The sequence below is a fragment of the Streptomyces anulatus genome (assembly GCF_014650675.1).
Classification (GTDB): domain Bacteria; phylum Actinomycetota; class Actinomycetes; order Streptomycetales; family Streptomycetaceae; genus Streptomyces; species Streptomyces anulatus.
On record NZ_BMVK01000011.1, the window covers coordinates 143,497 to 159,179 of the forward strand.

Below are 15,683 nucleotides of genomic sequence, written 5' to 3' on the forward strand. Positions count from 1 at the left end.
GTCACCCGACGCGGGTGTCGGCGGTGATGAGGGTGCGCTCCATCGGGTCGAGGGCGACGCCCCGGACGCGGGTGTCGTCGTAGCCCTGCACGAAGCGCTCGTGGACGAGCGGGACGAGGGCGTCGGAGCCGAGGATCGCGGCCTCGGCGGTCATCTCGGCCCGGTGGCGGGCTTCGGTGTCGGCGAGGGCGGCGGCCCGGTCGACGGCGGTGTCGACGGGCTTCGCGCAGAGCTGGGTGATGTTGAAGCTGCCGTCGCAGGTGAAGTCGGAGGCGAGGTAGGAGACCGGGTCGGCGGTGTCCAGGAGGGTGTTGCGGGCCTGGATGAACGCGTCGTACTTCCCGGCCAGCGCGTCGGCCTCCATCTGCGCGTAGTCGCGGACGACCTGCTTGACGGTGAAGCCGCGCTTCTCCAGCTGCTGCTGGACGACGGTGGCGACCTCGGGCAGCTCGGGCCGGTTGGTGTAGGTGGCCAGCACGATCTCGGACGTCTTCCTCACCTCGGCCGGGGCGGCGGCCTTCGCGCGGCCGGTGGGGGCGGTGCGCAGATCGGCGGCCCACGGGACGCCGGGGCCGAGCAGCCCCTGCGCGGTGTCGGCGCGCCCTTCGTAGACGCCGTCGACCAGCGCCCGGGAGTCGATGGCCTCGCGGGCGGCGGCGCGCATCGCCGGATCGGCGAAGACGCCGCGTTCGGTGTTGAGGGAGAGGCCGTTGGTGCGGGCCGAGGGGAACTCGTGGACCAGACCGTCGCCGAGCAGCGAGGCCTGCGAGATCGGTACGTACTCGGCGACGTCGACGTCCTTCGTCCGCAGCGCGTTCGCGCGGGCGGTGCCGTCGGCGACGAACTTCACGTCGACGCCGGGGGCCTTCGCCTTGCCGCCCCAGTAGGTGTCGTTGCGCTCCAGGGTGGCGCTGACCGCGCCGTTCACCTCGGCGAGGGTGAAGGGGCCGGTGGCGTGCCCGGCGGGGTTCACCTTGGGCCCCTTGTACGCGGCGGCGGACAGCACGCTCAGCGACGGATTGGCCAGCCGCTGGGGCAGCAGCGGGTCGGCGTCCTTCGTCGTGATCCGTACGGTGTCCGCGCCCTCGGCCGTGGCGGTGAGGGTGGTGTCGGACAGCACCCGGGGCTTCGGGGACGCCTTCTGCGCTGCGGTCAGCGAGCGGACCACGGCTGCGGCGTCGAGCTTCGTCCCGTCCTGGAAGACGGCGTCCTCGCGGACCGTGAACTCCCAGGCCCGGTCGCCGTCGCGCTTCCAGGAGGCGGCGAGCGCGGGCTTCGCCTCACCGTTGCGGTCGAGCCGGGTCAGTCCCTCGACGACGGCGAGCCGGCTCAGGGTGACGGCGTCGTCGCCGTACGGGGACATGGCCTGGGCGGGCGGGAAGGCCATGGCCACCTTCAGCCGCTGGTCCCCGCCGGAGCCGCCGGAGCTTCCGGACGAGGTGCAGGCGGTGGCGACGGGCACGAGGAGCGCGGCGGCGGCCAGGGGCAGTGCGACGCGGCGGGGGCGGAGGCGGGAGGGGGGCATGGCGACGACCTTATATGAAAACGATTGTCATCTAACTGGCGGGGGTGGTCCGGACGGCACCGCCGGAAACCGTGGCGGCTCCGGGCATCGGCAGCTCGAAGTGGACGATCCCCTGCCCGCCCCCGGGCAGGGTCCGCTCGTCGCACACCTCCCGGGCCAGCGAACGCCAGAAGGGCTCGGCGCCCGGCACGGCGGGGTCGGTGTGCAGGTAGAGCGCCTCGTAGCCCCCGGCCCGTACGGCGAACTCCCCCAGCTCGCGCACCAGCTGCCGGGCCAGCCCGTGCCTGCGGTGCTCGGGGCGCACATAGATCCGGCAGAGCTGGGCGGTGGTCCCGGAGGGAAAGCGCTCGGCGACCCACGGGGGGTTGGGCGGCGCCTGCGGCCCCCGGTCGCGCACGGCACCGGTGGCGACGATTTCGCCGCGGTGCTCGACGACGAGCAGGGTGCAGCGCTCCGGGCGCAGATAGGCGGTCCCGGGGTCGATGATGTCGGCGTGCCAGCGGGGTACGTAGCCGGACTTCAGGTCGCGGTAGACGGTGTCGAGCATCACGGCCCGCGCTCCGCCGAGGTCGTCGGCGGTGGCGGTGCGCAGGACGTAGCCGGCGTCCCCGTGGCCCCTGTCGGCGTCGGCCCGGCCGGCCGCCGTCCCTGCCATCACCGTGGTCGCGCTGGTCACCGGTACCACTTCCGCCTCCTCCTGCACATCGCTTGCACGTTCAGCGTACGTGCAAGTGATGTGCAGGAGGCGTGGCGCCGGGCGTCAGACGGTCCGGTAGACCAGGGCGGTCGCGATGCCGGCGATGCCCTCGCCCCGGCCGGTGAAGCCGAGCCCGTCGGAGGTGGCGGCGGAGAGCGAGACCGGGGCGCCCACGGCGGCGGACAGCACCTGCTGCGCCTCCTCGCGCCGCTTGCCGATCTTCGGGCGCAGGCCGACGACCTGGACGGCGACGTTCCCGATCTCGAAGCCCCCGGCGCGGACGATCCGGGCGGCTTCGGTGAGCAGGGTGATGCCCGCGGCCCCGGACCACTCGGGGCGGCCGGTGCCGAAGTGCTGCCCGAGGTCGCCGAGGCCGGCGGCGGAGAAGAGCGCGTTGCAGGCGGCGTGCGCGACGACGTCGGCGTCCGAGTGGCCGGCCAGCCCGGGGCCCTCGCCCTCCCACTTCAGGCCCGCGCACCACAGCTCGCGGCCCTCCTCGAAGGCGTGGATGTCGGTGCCGATCCCGACGAGCGGGATGACGGGTGCGGCGGGGGCTCCCGCCGCGTGCTGCTCAGAAGCCATCGTTGGCCCTCCTGCGGGCGAGTACCGCCTCGGCCAGCACCAGGTCGAGCGGCCGGGTCACCTTGAACGCCTCCTCGTGGCCGGGGACGACGACCACCGGCGCGCCGAGCCGTTCCACCATGCCCGCGTCGTCCGTGGCGCCCTCGCCGTCGACGGCGACCTCGGCATGCGCCCGCACCAGCGTGTCCCGGTCGAAGCCCTGCGGCGTCTGCACCGCGCGCAGCCTGGCCCGTACGGGGGTGGCGAGCACCGGCTCCGGCTGCCCGGGCGTCCCGGCGGGCTCGACCTCCTTGACGGTGTCCGCGAGGGGCAGCGCGGGGACGACGGCGGGCGCTCCGTCCCGTACGGCCGAGGCGACCGCGTCGACCGTGTCGACCGGCACCAGGGGGCGGGCGGCGTCGTGGACCAGGACGACGGCGACGTCCTCGGGCAGCGCTTCGAGGCCCAGCCGCACGGACTCCTGGCGGGTCTCACCGCCCGGCACCACCAGATAGTCGGTGTGCTCGGGCAGCGCGTGCTCGTCGAGGAGGTGCTTCACCTCGGGCGCGCCGTCCGGCGGGGCGACGACCACGACGAGGGAGACGGCCCGGGACGCGGCCATGGCGCGAATGGCGTGGATCAGCATGGGCGTCCCGCCGAGCACCCGAAGGGCCTTGGGCGCGCCCGGCCCGAGCCGCACGCCCCGTCCGGCCGCGGGGATCACCGCGGCGGTACGGGGAGGGCGGGGCCTGTCGGTCGGGGATGGCGTCGATGACATCGGTTGCACTCCGAAGGTCCGAGAAGGTCCGAAGGTTCGGCAGGTTTGTTTCCACGACCGACATGGGTAGGGGCCCAGCGAGCCGGGCGTGACGCCCTGGGCTCGCACCGGGCCCCTTCCGTGACACCCGGTCGAGCGCAGGTCGCATCGGGGGCTCACGCAGCACGGGGCCGCCCTTCACCGGACGGCCGCCGCATACGCGGATCACACCGCGGGCACGGGGCCTACCGGCAGTCGGGCACCGGATGCGGGTCCGAACATGCCGCAGCGCCCGACGACGCAGCGTGAAAACGACTGGTCAGCGGGCACCGCGGCACATTCATACAACCGGTGCGCTCCGGCGTACGAGCCGGAGTAATCCAGTTTTCAGGACGCGAGGACCTCGTCGAGCAGAGCCTCGGCCTTGTCCTCGTTCGTGTTCTCCGCGAGAGCGAGCTCGCTCACCAGGATCTGGCGGGCCTTGGCGAGCATGCGCTTCTCTCCGGCAGAGAGACCGCGCTCGCGCTCCCGACGCCACAGGTCACGCACTACTTCGGCGACCTTGATGACATCGCCGGAGGCGAGCTTTTCGAGATTTGCCTTGTAGCGCCGGGACCAGTTCGTCGGCTCTTCGGCATACGGTGCGCGCAGCACCTCGAAGACCCGGTCCAGCCCGTCCTGCCCGACCACGTCGCGCACGCCCACGAACTCCGCATTGTCCGCCGGCACACGAACCGTCAAGTCGCCCTGGGCGACCTTGAGCACCAAGTAGGTCTTGTCCACGCCTTTGATCTGGCGAGTTTCGATAGCCTCGATCAGCGCGGCCCCGTGATGGGGATAGACCACGGTGTCGCCAACCTTGAACGTCATGTGACAGGTACCCCTTCCGTGGCTATCCAGAGTAACACGAGAACGGCATCTCCTGAATGGCGTTTTCGCAGGTCAGGGCATATCTCGGGGCTTGACAACAGCGACACGAACGTGCTGCGGAAGGCTTCCGGAAGACGGTATTCGCAGGTCGGAGCCACTGTGCGCCCGGAGCGAAACACCCACGTCACATGACCCGGAAGCCCTACAGAAGAGGACGAAAGTCCCGTTTTGTCGGCTTCGAGATGACCATCATTCCGTACTCCGTTCGGTGATCGCTCACCCGTACGGACGTAACTGTCCGACCGCAATGAAATTGATCAAGCCACATGACGCCCGGCGCCTTTCCGCCGCGAAGCCGGGAATGGCGAAGAAGCCACGACACGGCCAGAAGAATTGATCACACGGATTATGTGAACGGCACATGGCGTACCCGCCGGTAGAACACCTCGCGGCCCCTTCGGACGGCTTGCCGCCGAAGCAGCCCGGCCCGTCACTCACCCACCCCCGGGACGCGTCCCTCACCACCCCCGGGGAAGAGGCGATGCGCGTAGGGGCGGGTCGGGTGCAGGGCGGACACGGCGGCTCGGTAGCCTAAGGCCGCTGACACACCCTTAGGGCGGCTTTACACCGCCGCTCGACGACTGACGTCCGAAGTCCGCAGTCCGACTCGTTCAAGGAGTTGCCGCCGCCGTGAGCCGCAGCCTTCGACACGGCGCCCTCGCCGCCACCGCCACCGTGTTCTCGATCGTCGCCCTGTCCGCCTGCGCGGCGGGCAACAACGCCGAGACGCTCAAGGTCAGGCCGGACAACCCGGCCACCTCGGTGGGCGACATCAAGATCCAGAACGTGAACGTGCTCACGCAGCCCGAGGGCGGCGCGGACGGCCCCGCCGTCGTCGCCGCGACGCTGTTCAACGACGGCACCGAGCGCGAGGTGCTGGAGGCCGTCACGCTGCCCGGCAGCGGCGTCGAGGTGAAGCTCCGGGCCGCCAAGGGCAACGGTCCCATCGTGGTCCCGGCCGGCGGCCAGGTCATCATCGGCGGCAAGGGCAACGCCGCGGCCGTGATCGAGAACAGCGGCGAGGCGGCGCGCAACGGCGACGTCCAGCAGGTCGTCTTCAAGCTCAGCAAGACCGGCGACGTCGGCCTCGGCGCCAGCGTCTTCCCGGCCGAGGGCTTCTTCAAGGACTTCGGCCCCAGCCCGAAGGCGGAGGCGCCCGCGCCGAAGCCGAGCCCGACGCCGTCGGGCAGCGCGACCGGCGACGCGCCCGCCGACGGAGAGACCCCCGGCGCGACCGAGGGCGAGACGTCCGGCGCGCCGGCGAACGGCGCGAGCACCGAGGGCGCCCAGGGCGAGACCGGCACGCAGGGCACGGGCGACGCCGCCTCGGTGCCCCCGGCCAACTGACGCGGAGCCCCGCCCCGTAACGCAGACGCGGGCGCACAACGTGCCGAAGGGGCGCTTCCCGGCCGGGAAGCGCCCCTTCGGCATGCCGCGGGTTCGTCGGCCCTCGGCGTCCTTCGGTTTACGGCTCGAACTTGTACCCCAGGCCCCGCACGGTGACGAGATAGCGCGGGGCGCCCGGGTCGGGCTCGATCTTGGCGCGCAGGCGCTTCACGTGGACGTCGAGGGTCTTGGTGTCGCCGACGTAGTCCGCGCCCCAGACCCGGTCGATGAGCTGCATCCGGGTCAGCACACGGCCCGCGTTGCGCAGGAGCATCTCCAGGAGGTCGAACTCCTTGAGCGGGAGGTCGACCTTGCCGCCGGAGACGGTGACCACGTGCCGGTCCACGTCCATCCGGACCGGGCCCGCCTCCAGGGCGGCCGGGGTGACCTCCTCCGGCTCCCCGCGGCGACGCAGGACGGCACGGATGCGGGCGACGAGCTCGCGGGAGGAGAAGGGCTTGGTGACGTAGTCGTCGGCTCCTATTTCCAGCCCGACGACCTTGTCGATCTCGCTGTCCTTGGCGGTGACCATGATCACCGGGACGTTGGAACGGCTGCGGAGCTGGCGGCACACCTCGGTGCCGGGCAGGCCTGGCAGCATCAGGTCGAGCAGGACCAGGTCGGCGCCGTTGCGCTCGAACTCGTCCAGCCCGTCGGGGCCGGTCGCCGCGATGGCGACCTCGAAACCTTCCTTGCGCAGCATGTAGGACAGGGCGTCGCTGAAGGATTCCTCATCCTCGACGACAAGCACTCGGGTCACGGAAGAGCCTCCGGGGCAGGGAAGGGGTCAAAGGTGTCGGTCTCGTACGGCCCCTCGTCGTCGCCGTTGACGATAAGCGGTCCGCCGGTGGTGCGCTCCCTCGCGACGCCCGATTCGGGCAGTCGGAGGGTGAAGGTGGAGCCCTGTCCCTCGGAGCTCCAGACGGTGACCTCCCCGCCGTGCGAGGCGGCCACGTGTTTGACGATGGCGAGGCCGAGACCGGTGCCACCGGTGGCCCGTGAGCGGGCCGGGTCGACGCGGTAGAACCGCTCGAAGACCCGCTCGCGGTCCTTCTCGGAGATGCCGATCCCCTGGTCGGTGACGGCTATCTCGATGAGGTCCCCGCCCGGCGAGGCCAGGCGCCGTGCGGCGATGCCGACGCGGGTGTGGGCGGGGCTGTAGTTGACGGCGTTCTCGACGAGATTGCCGAGCGCGCCGACGAGCTGACCGCGGTTGCCCCAGACCGTGAGGCCCTCGGCTCCCGCGGAGGCCATGGTGATCTGTTTCGAGCCGGCCTGCTGGCGGCAGCGGTCGATCGCCTCGGCGACCAGCGTCTCCACCTTGACCGGCTCGGCGTCCTCCAGCGGGTCGTCGTTCTGCACCCGGGAGAGGTCGATGAGCTCCTGGACGAGGTTGGTCAGCCGGGTCGCCTCGATCTGCATCCGCCCGGCGAACCGCTCCACCGCCTCCGGGTCGTCGGAGGCGTCCATGACCGCCTCGGAGAGCAGGGAGAGCGCTCCGGTCGGCGTCTTCAGCTCGTGGCTGACGTTGGCGACGAAGTCGCGCCGTACCGCTTCTATCCGGCGGGCCTCGGTGAGGTCCTCGACCAGCAGCAGCACCAGCCGCGAGCCCAGCGGGGCGACCCGGGCGGAGACCGCGAGGGTGTCCCCCCGGCCCGTGCCGCGCCGGGGCAGATCCAGCTCGCCCTGTCGTATCTCTCCGTCCCGCCGGGTGTCCCTGGCCATGTTGAGCATGGGCTCGACGGCCAGCCGGCCGCCTCTGACCAGACCCAGGGCGTACGCCGCGGAGCTGGCCTTCACGACGCTGTCGCTCTCGTCGAGGACGACGGCGGAGGAGCTGAGGACGGAGAGGACGGTGTCCACTCCGGGGGGCAGGGCCGCGTTGCCGTCCGGCCGCAGAGACGTACGCGTGGGCCGTTTCAGGTCGCGTTCGCTCCAGCGGAACGCCAGCATGGCGATCACACCGGTCAGGAGACCGGCGATCGCTGCAGCTGCGGCGACCGCCGCGTTCACGTCCATGCTTCAAGGTTATGCGGGTGCGACGACTCCCTCCCAGCCGTCCGAGTGCCATCTCGAACACTCGTCGCCCAGAGTTCACCGAGGGGTAGGTACCGGTTCACTTAGGGGGACGGATACGGACGCGTTCCGGCCCCACCGTGTAACCGTGGGGGTCGGTCCGAGACCCCGGCCTCAGTTTGGAACTGGAGAGGGACTTCCCATGCGCGACGCTTACCACGAGGAACTCGATTCGATCGGAGAGGGCCTGGTCGAGATGGCCCGGCTGGTCGGCTCGGCGATCGGGCGGGCGACCACGTCCATGCTCGACGCCGACCTGACGCTGGCGGAGAACGTGATCGCCGGCGACCAGAAGGTAGACGACCTCCAGCACGACCTGGAGGCCCGCGCCATCGCGCTCCTCGCCCGCCAGCAGCCGGTGGCGACCGACCTGCGCATCGTGGTGACCTCGCTGCGGATGAGCGCCGACCTGGAGCGCTCGGGCGACCTCGCCCAGCACGTGGCGAAGCTGGCCCGGCTGCGCTTCCCGCAGTCGGCGGTCCCGCACGACCTGCACGCCACCATTCTGGAGATGGGCCAGCTCGCCCAGCGCCTGATGGCCAAGGCGGCCGAGGTCATCATCACCAAGGACGTCGATCTGGCGCTCCAGCTGGAGCAGGACGACGACGAGATGGACCTGCTGCACCGCACGCTGTTCCAGCACCTGATGGACGACCGCTGGAAGCACGGCATCGAGACGGCCGTCGACGTGACGCTGCTGGGCCGCTACTACGAGCGCTTCGCCGACCACGCGGTGTCGGTCGCCAAGCGCGTGGTCTACCTGGTGACGGGCGAGCACGCGGACGAGATCCAGGCGGCGGCCTCGGTCGAGGGCGCGTAACGACCGCTTCGGCGGCCGTCGACGTACCGGAGTATCAACGGCGCACGCGGGTCGCACTTATGTTCCTGCCCGCGTGCGCCGTTGATGCGCCCGCGGGGATGGGCATGCAATGGGGCGGGGGCGGCGCCATGGCCGTGAGCGGTGGGTCATGCCGTACGTCCCCGGCGGCGGCGCACCGGCGTCCGCCGCCCAGCCGTATGCCCTGAGGAGGAACCATGGCCGATTCCCCCACGACCGAACCCCAGCGGGAGACACCGACCGAAGTGGTGCGCCGAGGCGTGCTCGGCGCCTGCGGCTGCGGCTCGGGCTGCGGGTGCGGCTGCCAGTCCGGCGCCCCGTGCCAGTGCGGCGGCTGCTCCGGCTGACCCGCGCCGCGTACGCACGCACGGTGCCCGCCCGGATTCCCTTCCGGGCGGGCATCGTGCGCGTAACCGGTCGCCCGGTTCAGCAGACCCGCTCCACCGCCTCGGCGGGTGCGGCCTCCGGCTCGGCCTGGTCCGGCCGGGCCTCGGCCGGTACGGGCGCGGGCTCGGGCAGGACGTCCGCCGCCGCGTGCTCCTCGCGCGGCAGGTTGCGCATCAGCAGCCAGTAGCCGGCTCCGGCGACCGTGCCGATCACGGCGCAGGCGGCCCAGAGCCAGGCGGCGCCGTAGTTGTCGATCACGAAGCCGGACATCAGGGGCGCGACCAGCGCGGCCACCGACCAGGACATCGTGTACATGCCCTGGTAGCGGCCCCGGCCCCGGGCGGGCGACAACTGCACGACCAGGCCCGTCTGCGTGGGCGCGTTCACGATCTCGGCCAGGGTCCAGACGCACACCGTCAGGGCGTACGCCGCGACCGACCCGGCGAAGGCCGTGAGCCCGAAGCCGTACCCGGCGAGCAGCGAGGAGATGATCAGCAGCCGGCGCGGGTCGCGGTGCTGGATGAAGCGGGTGACGGGGATCTGGAGGACCACGATCAGCACGCCGTTGACGGCGATGGCGGTACCGAAGTCGGAGCTGGAGAGCCCGTCCGTACCCATGGCCACCGGCAGTCCCACGTACCCCTGCTGGAAGATCAGCGACACCAGGAACGACAGCCCCACGACCCCCATGAAGCGCCCGTCGCGCAGGACGGTGGTCAGCCGCACCTCGTCCTTGGGCCGCTTGCCGCCGACGGGCTTCACGGCCGCTTCCTCGGGCCGCGATTCCGGCACCTTCAGGAAGACGAGCACGGCGCACACGAGGGTCATCAGGGCCTCGCCGATGAACCCGGCGCGGTAGCTGTACTCGGCGATGAACCCGGCCCCGGCGGAGGAGATCGCGAAGCCCAGGTTGATGGCCCAGTAGTTGAGCGAGAAGGCCCGGACCCGGTCCTTCGGGGGCACGATGTCCGCCATCATCGCCTGGACGGCGGGGCGGGAGGCGTTGCTCGACATGCCGACGAAGAACGCCACGGCGGCGATGGCGAAAGGGTGCACCATGAACCCGAGCACCGCCACCGACACCGCGGTGGAGACCTGGGCGATCAGCATGGTGGGCCGCCGCCCGAGCCGGTCGGTCATCACACCGGCGCCGAGCGACGAGATGACCCCGCCGAGCCCGTGGAGGGCGGCGACGAGCCCGGCGTACGAGGCGGAGTAGCCCCGGTCCAGGGTCAGATACAGGGCCATGAAGGTCGCGACGAACGCCCCGAGGCGGTTGACCAGCGTGCTGGTCCACAACCACCAGAACTCGCGGGGCATCCCGGAGACGGTCTCGCGGGCGGCTGTGCGCAGACCGGCGACGGACATATGGATTCCCCCCACGGGACGTACGGAACGAGGCCTCGGGTAACACCCCCGACAACGTCCCAGACATTACGAAGCCCGTCTCCCCACCCGCCACTGGATTGACGCCCCCCGTCAATCGTCCGCCCTTCGGGCGCTCCTGGCCGGAGCCCTGTCCGCGTTACGGGCGGGCGCGCGGAGCCCGCACGGGTTCGATTACGCTCGGACTCATGGCCGACGCACCGTACAAGCTGATCCTCCTCCGCCACGGCGAGAGCGAATGGAACGCGAAGAACCTGTTCACCGGTTGGGTGGACGTCAACCTCACCGAAAAGGGCGAGAAGGAAGCAGTCCGCGGCGGTGAGCTGCTCAAGGACGCCGGTCTGCTCCCCGACGTCCTGCACACCTCCCTCCAGCGCCGCGCGATCCGGACCGCCCAGCTGGCCCTGGAGTCCGCCGACCGCCTCTGGATCCCGGTCCGCCGCTCCTGGCGCCTGAACGAGCGCCACTACGGCGCGCTCCAGGGCAAGGACAAGGCGCAGACGCTCGCCGAGTTCGGCGAGGAGCAGTTCATGCTGTGGCGCCGCTCGTACGACACCCCGCCGCCGCCGCTGGCCCGCGACGCCGAGTACAGCCAGTTCGACGACCCGCGCTACGCGACCCTCCCCCCGGAGCTGCGCCCGGACACGGAGTGCCTGAAGGACGTCGTCGTCCGCATGCTCCCGTACTGGTTCGACAGCATCGTCCCGGACCTCCTCACGGGCCGCACGGTCCTGGTCGCCGCCCACGGCAACAGCCTCCGCGGTCTGGTGAAGCACCTGGACGGCATCTCGGACGAGGAGATCTCGGGCCTCAACATCCCGACCGGCATCCCGCTCTCCTACGAGCTCGACGCCGACTTCAAGCCGCTGAAGCCGGGCGGCACGTACCTCGACCCGGACGCGGCGAAGGCCGCCATCGAGGCCGTGAAGAACCAGGGCAAGAAGAAGTAGCCCCCCGGCTCACCGGGCCCCCTGCTCGCGGTTCGTCCGCGAGTGGGGGGCTCGTTCGTGCCGGCGGTCAGCCGATGCCGCTCGCGTCCACGACGTCGCCCTTGTCCGGGGGACGGACGTCCAACGGCTCGTCGAAGGCGCTGAATGACGTCGTGTTGTGCCACGTGGCGTCCTTGTAGACGACTTCGAGGATGTACGGCTTGCCCTCGGTGGCCACGTGGAAGCCGAACTCGCCCTTGTTCTCCTTGTCGGGCACCTTCAGCACGACCGCAGGCACTCCGTCGATCTCGGAGGACCCGCCCTTGGTGGCTTTGCCGAACGAGGTGAACTCGTGGGTGCAGTCAGAAAGTTCGCCGCCCGGCTTCGACTCGCTGGAAAGCTCCTTGATCCACAGCCTCTGCTCGCCCTTGCCCGCGACCTTCCGGCCCGACTCCTCCATATGGGTCCGATTGGGGCGGATGTAGTCGGCCCCGTCGATCCGGATCTGGTCGAGCCGGGCGCCGGAGGCCGTGGTCGTCCTGTACGCGCAGGTGGCCTTGAGGTCGGTCACCAGGTGGCTGGACCGGTCCTCGCCCCCGGTCACCTTGGTGGCCGTCTCGATGGTCACCGACCTCAGATCGCTCATCGCGGCGTTCGCGTCGTCGAGCAGCTGATTGGCGGAGGGTTCCTCCGATGTGCCCCCGCCCGCGCAACCGGTCAGGGCGACCATGACCAAGGACGCCAGGACCGCTGTTCCGGCGGTCGATATCTTTCGCACAAGACCCCCAGGTCTGAATCGCATCATGCTAGACGAGAGGCCCCGGCCCCGCTGCCTCAGGTCGTCGGCTTGCGCCACACCGAGATGTGCTTGGCGGAGTCATCGGTGAAGGGTGACCCGTCCCAGTCCGCGACGCGGCTCTCCGGTTCCAGTCCGGCGAGGCGGGCCATCAGGTCCAGCTCCGCCGGCCAGGCGTACCGGTGCCGGGAGTCGGCGCGGCGGTAGCGGCCGTCGTCGCCTTCGCGGGTGAAGTGGTGCGAGACGAGGATCTGTTCGACCAGGTCGAAGGTGTCGAAGCCGAGATGCCGGTCGGACACGTCGAACGGCACCGCGACCTGACCGGGCGGCAGGAACCGCAGCGGTGGCACGCCCAGTTCGATGACGAACCGGCCGCCGGGCGCCAGATGGCGGGCCGCGTTGCGGAAGCACTCGACCTGCTCGTCCTGGGTGAGCAGGTTCGAGATGGTGTTGTAGACGAGGTAGACCAGGGTGAACTCGCCGGGGACGACCGTGGTGGCCATGTCCCCGATGGTCACCGGGAGGGTGTTCGCGTCGACCTTGCGGCGGAGTACCGCCGCCATCGGTTCGGACAGTTCGATACCCGCCACCGGCACGCCGCGCTCCCTGAGCGGCACGCCCACGCGCCCGGTCCCGATGGCGAACTCCAGCGCCCTTCCGGAACCGGCGAGTCGGGAGAGGAAGGCGAGGGTCGGTTCGAGGGCGGCGGCCGAGGAGTTCTCGGCCTCCTCGGCGTCGTAGCGGTCGGCGGTCTCTCGGCTCCACAGTTCGCTGCTCGTCACGGGCGACCACTCTGCCGGGCGCCCGGGAGCTGTGTCGACGCAATTTCGTGCGGCCCGGCCCGCTGCCCGCGTGCTCGGGCCGCCTCCCCGGGGGCCACGGACCCCCGAGTGGGACACTGGAGTTCGACGACAGGACGGGAGCACGGGGTGGCGGCCGAGAAGCAGTCGTACAGGGGCACCGCCGGGTACACGGCGTTCCTCGGGGTCGTGGCGTTCTGGGCGGCGGCGAGTTCCGGAAACGAGCCCTATGTCCGGGTGTTGGCCGGGATCTCCGCCGCCGCTGCCGCGCTGCACCTCGGCCTTCTGCTGTTCAGGCGGCGTCGCGACCGCCGCTCGGCCGCTGCCGCCCGCTGACCGCTGACCGCTGACGTACGCGGTCGGCCAGGACCCGTTGTCAGTGCCGGCTGCCACCATGGTCATCATGGCGACCTACCTGCTCACCGACATCGAACAGGCCCTCCGCGACAGTTGGAGCGCCGAGACCTGCACCCCGGAGTACCGGGACCGCTGGACTCCGGACAATCCGGCTCGGGACCAGTGCGGGGTGACCGCCATGGTGCTCAACGACCTGCTCGGCGGGGAGCTGATCCGGGGCGAGGTCCATGTCGACGGGGTGCGGACCGACTTCCACTGGTGGAACCGCCTGGGCACGGGCGTCGAGATCGACCTGACCCGGGAGCAGTTCGGGCCGGAGGAGGTCGTCGTGGGCGGTGACGTCATAGTCAGGCCGCCCGTCAGCGAGTGGCGGCGGCTCCAGGAGGAGTACGCGATCCTGCGCGACCGGGTCGCGGAGAGGCTCGGGCGGGGCTGAGGTCCCGGTGGCGGTCCGTGCCGCGCTGTCGTCGGACCGCGCGGGCCGAGCCCGCCGCCCATGACCGCGGCGCGTCCCGGTGGGCCGCGGCGTGCCCCGGCGCACCCGGACAGGCCGCGGCGTACCTGCGGCGCGCCTCGATCCGTGCCCGTTCCGTGACCCCGCCGGACCGGCCGAAGTGCCCCTCGTACGCACTACGGTGGCCCCATGCCGTCCGTGTGCTTCCAGGGCAAGGAGATCGAGGAGAGCGATCATGGGTGAGTCTCTGAAGACCTTCGTCGGCGGTGCCGAGGTCGAGGTGCCCAACAGCATCCCGGACATCCGGGCCGCGCTGCCCGACGAGAGACGCGAGGAGTTCGATCTCGCGATCAACGAGGCCGGGGTGCACGAGATCCAGGCCGTCATGCGGCACTGGATGCTGGAGGCCGTCCCCGATCCCGAGGCCGAGAAGATCCTGGACCGGCTGGCGCAGGACGAGGCCGAGAGGCGGAGCGTCGCTTGAGCTTCCGCATCTCCTACGCACCGCCCGCCGACGACACCCTGGCCAAGATGCGCGGGGGCGAGTCCTTCCGGGACGAGATGGCCCGCACCCTCGGCGAGGAGCCGTACGGCCACGCCTCCTCCGCCGTCAAGAGCGAACGGGACCGGCGTGAGGCGACCGTCGCCGGGGCCATCGTCCTCTACTACGTCTCCCGGTCCGTCCTGACCGTCACCGTCGTCCGCCTCGTACCCCTGCCCTGACCACACCCGAGGGGCGGCAAGGGCAGGGGCGCGGTGCGGCATCGGTCCACGTCAGGCGAGCTTCTCGTCCTGCGCCGCCACGACCTCCGCCGGCACCTCGAACGTCACGTCGCCGCCCGCCGCCGCCAGGTTGAAGGAGAAGAACGTCGCCACGGCGCCCTCCTTGCGCAGCGCCACCAGCTTGAACGGGGCCTTGTCGCCGTCGTCCTCGGAGGTGACCGTCCAGGCCGCGGCCTCGTCGCCGCCGGTGACCTTCTCCTCGGCGATCGAGGCGACCTTCGTCGGCGTGCCCGCGACCGTGGCGGTGAAGCCGCCCGCGCAGTCCGCGGCGGCCTTCTTCAGCGCGGCGAAGGCGTCCGGGCCCGCCGTCCCCTCGTAGGAGTTCAGCGCGACGAACGTGGACGTCAGGTCGAAGGCGTCCTTGAACGCGTCCTCGGCCTCGCCGTCCGCGAGGTCCTCCAGCGACTTCTTGTTGCCGGCCTTCGGCTCGTCGATCACCTTGCGCTTCGTGGTGGCCACCGAACCCTTCTGCGCCACGCCGTACATGGCGTGGGCGACCGGCAGGCAGGCCTCCTTGTCGACCGTGACCCCGTCCGCCGGGACCTCGTCGGCCGGGCCGGCCTTGGTGACCTTGCGGCCCTTCACGTCGCCCTGGGCGAGGGTGGCCTTCTCCAGCTCGGCGGCGGTGAGCGTCTTGGCCGGCGTCTTGGGAGCCGAACTGCCGCCGCCCGCCGCGTCCTTGTCGTCCTTCTTGTCGGCGTCCGAGGTGCCGCCGCAGGCGGTGGCCAGCAGGGCGAGGGCGGCCGCGGAGGCGGCGAGGGCGGTACGGCGTACGGCAGTGGCGCGCATGGTTCTACTTCCTGCAATCTCCGGATCGGGGGCAACCACCCCTCCCCCGTACGGCACTTCGACGCCGTCTGGGACGGGCCGTCGCAGTGATCCACACTTTACGATCGAACCTGTGAGCGATGACCGGTCCAGCGGCGCCCTCCGGTGATCGTGATTCTGCTGTGATCGTCCTGTGTGCGCACTGTGCGGTGCCGCCGTACAACCCCCTGCCGCGCACTCCCGCTCCCGCTCC

The 15,683-nt window shown here is 71.2% G+C and carries 19 protein-coding genes; 8 read left to right on the top strand and 11 right to left on the bottom strand.

Annotated features, from left to right (window positions below):
* Position 1: 1 nt before the first annotated feature.
* The 5 genes from IE272_RS25520 to IE272_RS25540 form a co-directional block, all read right to left on the bottom strand.
* Positions 2–1,525: an ABC transporter substrate-binding protein gene (locus tag IE272_RS25520; protein ID WP_190008156.1), complete on the bottom strand. Its 1,524-nt coding sequence runs from the start codon at positions 1,523–1,525 to the stop codon at positions 2–4.
* 31 nt (positions 1,526–1,556) lie between these two features.
* Positions 1,557–2,180 (bottom strand): GNAT family N-acetyltransferase, encoded by a 624-nt coding sequence (locus tag IE272_RS25525; protein ID WP_190008231.1) that lies wholly within the window; start codon positions 2,178–2,180, stop codon positions 1,557–1,559.
* A 105-nt stretch (positions 2,181–2,285) separates the two neighbouring features.
* Positions 2,286–2,804, bottom strand: a complete 519-nt coding sequence (gene ispF / locus IE272_RS25530; protein WP_057663869.1) for a 2-C-methyl-D-erythritol 2,4-cyclodiphosphate synthase — start codon at positions 2,802–2,804, stop codon at positions 2,286–2,288.
* The gene (gene ispD, locus IE272_RS25535; RefSeq protein WP_057663872.1) at positions 2,794–3,561 is read right to left on the bottom strand and encodes a 2-C-methyl-D-erythritol 4-phosphate cytidylyltransferase; all 768 of its coding nucleotides are present in this window, start codon (positions 3,559–3,561) and stop codon (positions 2,794–2,796) included. Before ispD ends, ispF begins: the two co-directional genes overlap by 11 nt.
* 366 nt (positions 3,562–3,927) lie before the next feature.
* On the bottom strand, positions 3,928–4,410 hold the full coding sequence (locus IE272_RS25540) for a CarD family transcriptional regulator (RefSeq protein WP_003953493.1): 483 nt from the start codon (positions 4,408–4,410) through the stop codon (positions 3,928–3,930).
* Positions 4,411–5,100: 690 nt separating this feature from the next.
* Here IE272_RS25540 and IE272_RS25545 point away from each other — a divergent pair.
* Entirely contained in the window at positions 5,101–5,817 is a 717-nt protein-coding gene (locus IE272_RS25545; RefSeq protein ID WP_190008157.1) for a DUF461 domain-containing protein, read from the top strand.
* A 118-nt stretch (positions 5,818–5,935) separates the two neighbouring features.
* Here IE272_RS25545 and phoP read toward each other — a convergent pair whose 3' ends face one another.
* Both phoP and phoR read right to left on the bottom strand, forming a co-directional pair.
* Positions 5,936–6,607, bottom strand: a complete 672-nt coding sequence (gene phoP, locus IE272_RS25550) for a two-component system response regulator PhoP (protein ID WP_007446453.1) — start codon at positions 6,605–6,607, stop codon at positions 5,936–5,938.
* Between the two features lie 5 nt (positions 6,608–6,612).
* Positions 6,613–7,875, bottom strand: coding sequence for a two-component system sensor histidine kinase PhoR (gene phoR, locus IE272_RS25555; protein WP_050356803.1), 1,263 nt, complete (start codon positions 7,873–7,875; stop codon positions 6,613–6,615).
* Between the two features lie 199 nt (positions 7,876–8,074).
* Here phoR and phoU point away from each other — a divergent pair, with 199 nt between their 5' ends.
* Together phoU and IE272_RS25565 are read left to right on the top strand one after the other, a co-directional pair.
* Positions 8,075–8,752, top strand: coding sequence for a phosphate signaling complex protein PhoU (phoU, locus tag IE272_RS25560; RefSeq protein ID WP_007446451.1), 678 nt, complete (start codon positions 8,075–8,077; stop codon positions 8,750–8,752).
* Positions 8,753–8,967: 215 nt separating this feature from the next.
* On the top strand, positions 8,968–9,117 hold the full coding sequence (locus tag IE272_RS25565; RefSeq protein WP_169808539.1) for a hypothetical protein: 150 nt from the start codon (positions 8,968–8,970) through the stop codon (positions 9,115–9,117).
* A 79-nt stretch (positions 9,118–9,196) separates the two neighbouring features.
* Here the strand turns inward: IE272_RS25565 and IE272_RS25570 are convergent, their stop codons facing one another.
* Positions 9,197–10,525: an MDR family MFS transporter gene (locus tag IE272_RS25570; protein WP_190008159.1), complete on the bottom strand. Its 1,329-nt coding sequence runs from the start codon at positions 10,523–10,525 to the stop codon at positions 9,197–9,199.
* 206 nt (positions 10,526–10,731) lie between these two features.
* Between IE272_RS25570 and IE272_RS25575 the strand changes: the two genes are divergently transcribed.
* Entirely contained in the window at positions 10,732–11,493 is a 762-nt protein-coding gene (locus tag IE272_RS25575; RefSeq protein ID WP_050356805.1) for a phosphoglyceromutase, read from the top strand.
* Positions 11,494–11,560: 67 nt separating this feature from the next.
* Here IE272_RS25575 and IE272_RS25580 read toward each other — a convergent pair whose 3' ends face one another.
* Both IE272_RS25580 and IE272_RS25585 read right to left on the bottom strand, forming a co-directional pair.
* Complete coding sequence (locus IE272_RS25580) at positions 11,561–12,250, bottom strand: hypothetical protein (protein WP_229897620.1); 690 nt, start codon at positions 12,248–12,250, stop codon at positions 11,561–11,563.
* A gap of 56 nt (positions 12,251–12,306) precedes the next feature.
* Positions 12,307–13,050 (bottom strand): class I SAM-dependent DNA methyltransferase, encoded by a 744-nt coding sequence (locus IE272_RS25585; RefSeq protein WP_190008161.1) that lies wholly within the window; start codon positions 13,048–13,050, stop codon positions 12,307–12,309.
* A gap of 147 nt (positions 13,051–13,197) precedes the next feature.
* Between IE272_RS25585 and IE272_RS25590 the strand changes: the two genes are divergently transcribed.
* The 4 genes from IE272_RS25590 (at position 13,198) to IE272_RS25605 (ending at position 14,602) form a co-directional block, all read left to right on the top strand.
* Positions 13,198–13,404, top strand: coding sequence for a hypothetical protein (locus tag IE272_RS25590; RefSeq protein WP_190008162.1), 207 nt, complete (start codon positions 13,198–13,200; stop codon positions 13,402–13,404).
* A 67-nt stretch (positions 13,405–13,471) separates the two neighbouring features.
* Positions 13,472–13,861, top strand: coding sequence for a YunG family protein (locus IE272_RS25595; protein WP_190008164.1), 390 nt, complete (start codon positions 13,472–13,474; stop codon positions 13,859–13,861).
* A gap of 253 nt (positions 13,862–14,114) precedes the next feature.
* Positions 14,115–14,363, top strand: a complete 249-nt coding sequence (locus IE272_RS25600) for a hypothetical protein (protein ID WP_003968171.1) — start codon at positions 14,115–14,117, stop codon at positions 14,361–14,363.
* A complete protein-coding gene (locus tag IE272_RS25605; RefSeq protein WP_050356808.1) occupies positions 14,360–14,602 on the top strand; it encodes a hypothetical protein in 243 nt (80 codons plus the stop codon). Before IE272_RS25600 ends, IE272_RS25605 begins: the two co-directional genes overlap by 4 nt.
* 51 nt (positions 14,603–14,653) lie before the next feature.
* Here the strand turns inward: IE272_RS25605 and IE272_RS25610 are convergent, their stop codons facing one another.
* Positions 14,654–15,451 (bottom strand): hypothetical protein, encoded by a 798-nt coding sequence (locus IE272_RS25610; protein ID WP_056699899.1) that lies wholly within the window; start codon positions 15,449–15,451, stop codon positions 14,654–14,656.
* Between the last annotated feature and the right edge of the window lie 232 nt (positions 15,452–15,683).

Coding starts and splice junctions, on each gene's coding strand:
- ispD (WP_057663872.1), bottom strand. CDS start 3,561: ATGTCATCGACGCCATCCCCGACCGACAGGCCCCGCCCTCCCCGTACC.
- IE272_RS25610 (WP_056699899.1), bottom strand. CDS start 15,451: ATGCGCGCCACTGCCGTACGCCGTACCGCCCTCGCCGCCTCCGCGGCC.
- IE272_RS25595 (WP_190008164.1), top strand. CDS start 13,472: ATGGCGACCTACCTGCTCACCGACATCGAACAGGCCCTCCGCGACAGT.
- IE272_RS25525 (WP_190008231.1), bottom strand. CDS start 2,180: ATGGCAGGGACGGCGGCCGGCCGGGCCGACGCCGACAGGGGCCACGGG.
- phoR (WP_050356803.1), bottom strand. CDS start 7,875: ATGGACGTGAACGCGGCGGTCGCCGCAGCTGCAGCGATCGCCGGTCTC.
- IE272_RS25570 (WP_190008159.1), bottom strand. CDS start 10,525: ATGTCCGTCGCCGGTCTGCGCACAGCCGCCCGCGAGACCGTCTCCGGG.
- IE272_RS25600 (WP_003968171.1), top strand. CDS start 14,115: ATGGGTGAGTCTCTGAAGACCTTCGTCGGCGGTGCCGAGGTCGAGGTG.
- phoU (WP_007446451.1), top strand. CDS start 8,075: ATGCGCGACGCTTACCACGAGGAACTCGATTCGATCGGAGAGGGCCTG.
- IE272_RS25540 (WP_003953493.1), bottom strand. CDS start 4,410: ATGACGTTCAAGGTTGGCGACACCGTGGTCTATCCCCATCACGGGGCC.
- IE272_RS25575 (WP_050356805.1), top strand. CDS start 10,732: ATGGCCGACGCACCGTACAAGCTGATCCTCCTCCGCCACGGCGAGAGC.
- IE272_RS25520 (WP_190008156.1), bottom strand. CDS start 1,525: ATGCCCCCCTCCCGCCTCCGCCCCCGCCGCGTCGCACTGCCCCTGGCC.
- IE272_RS25565 (WP_169808539.1), top strand. CDS start 8,968: ATGGCCGATTCCCCCACGACCGAACCCCAGCGGGAGACACCGACCGAA.
- ispF (WP_057663869.1), bottom strand. CDS start 2,804: ATGGCTTCTGAGCAGCACGCGGCGGGAGCCCCCGCCGCACCCGTCATC.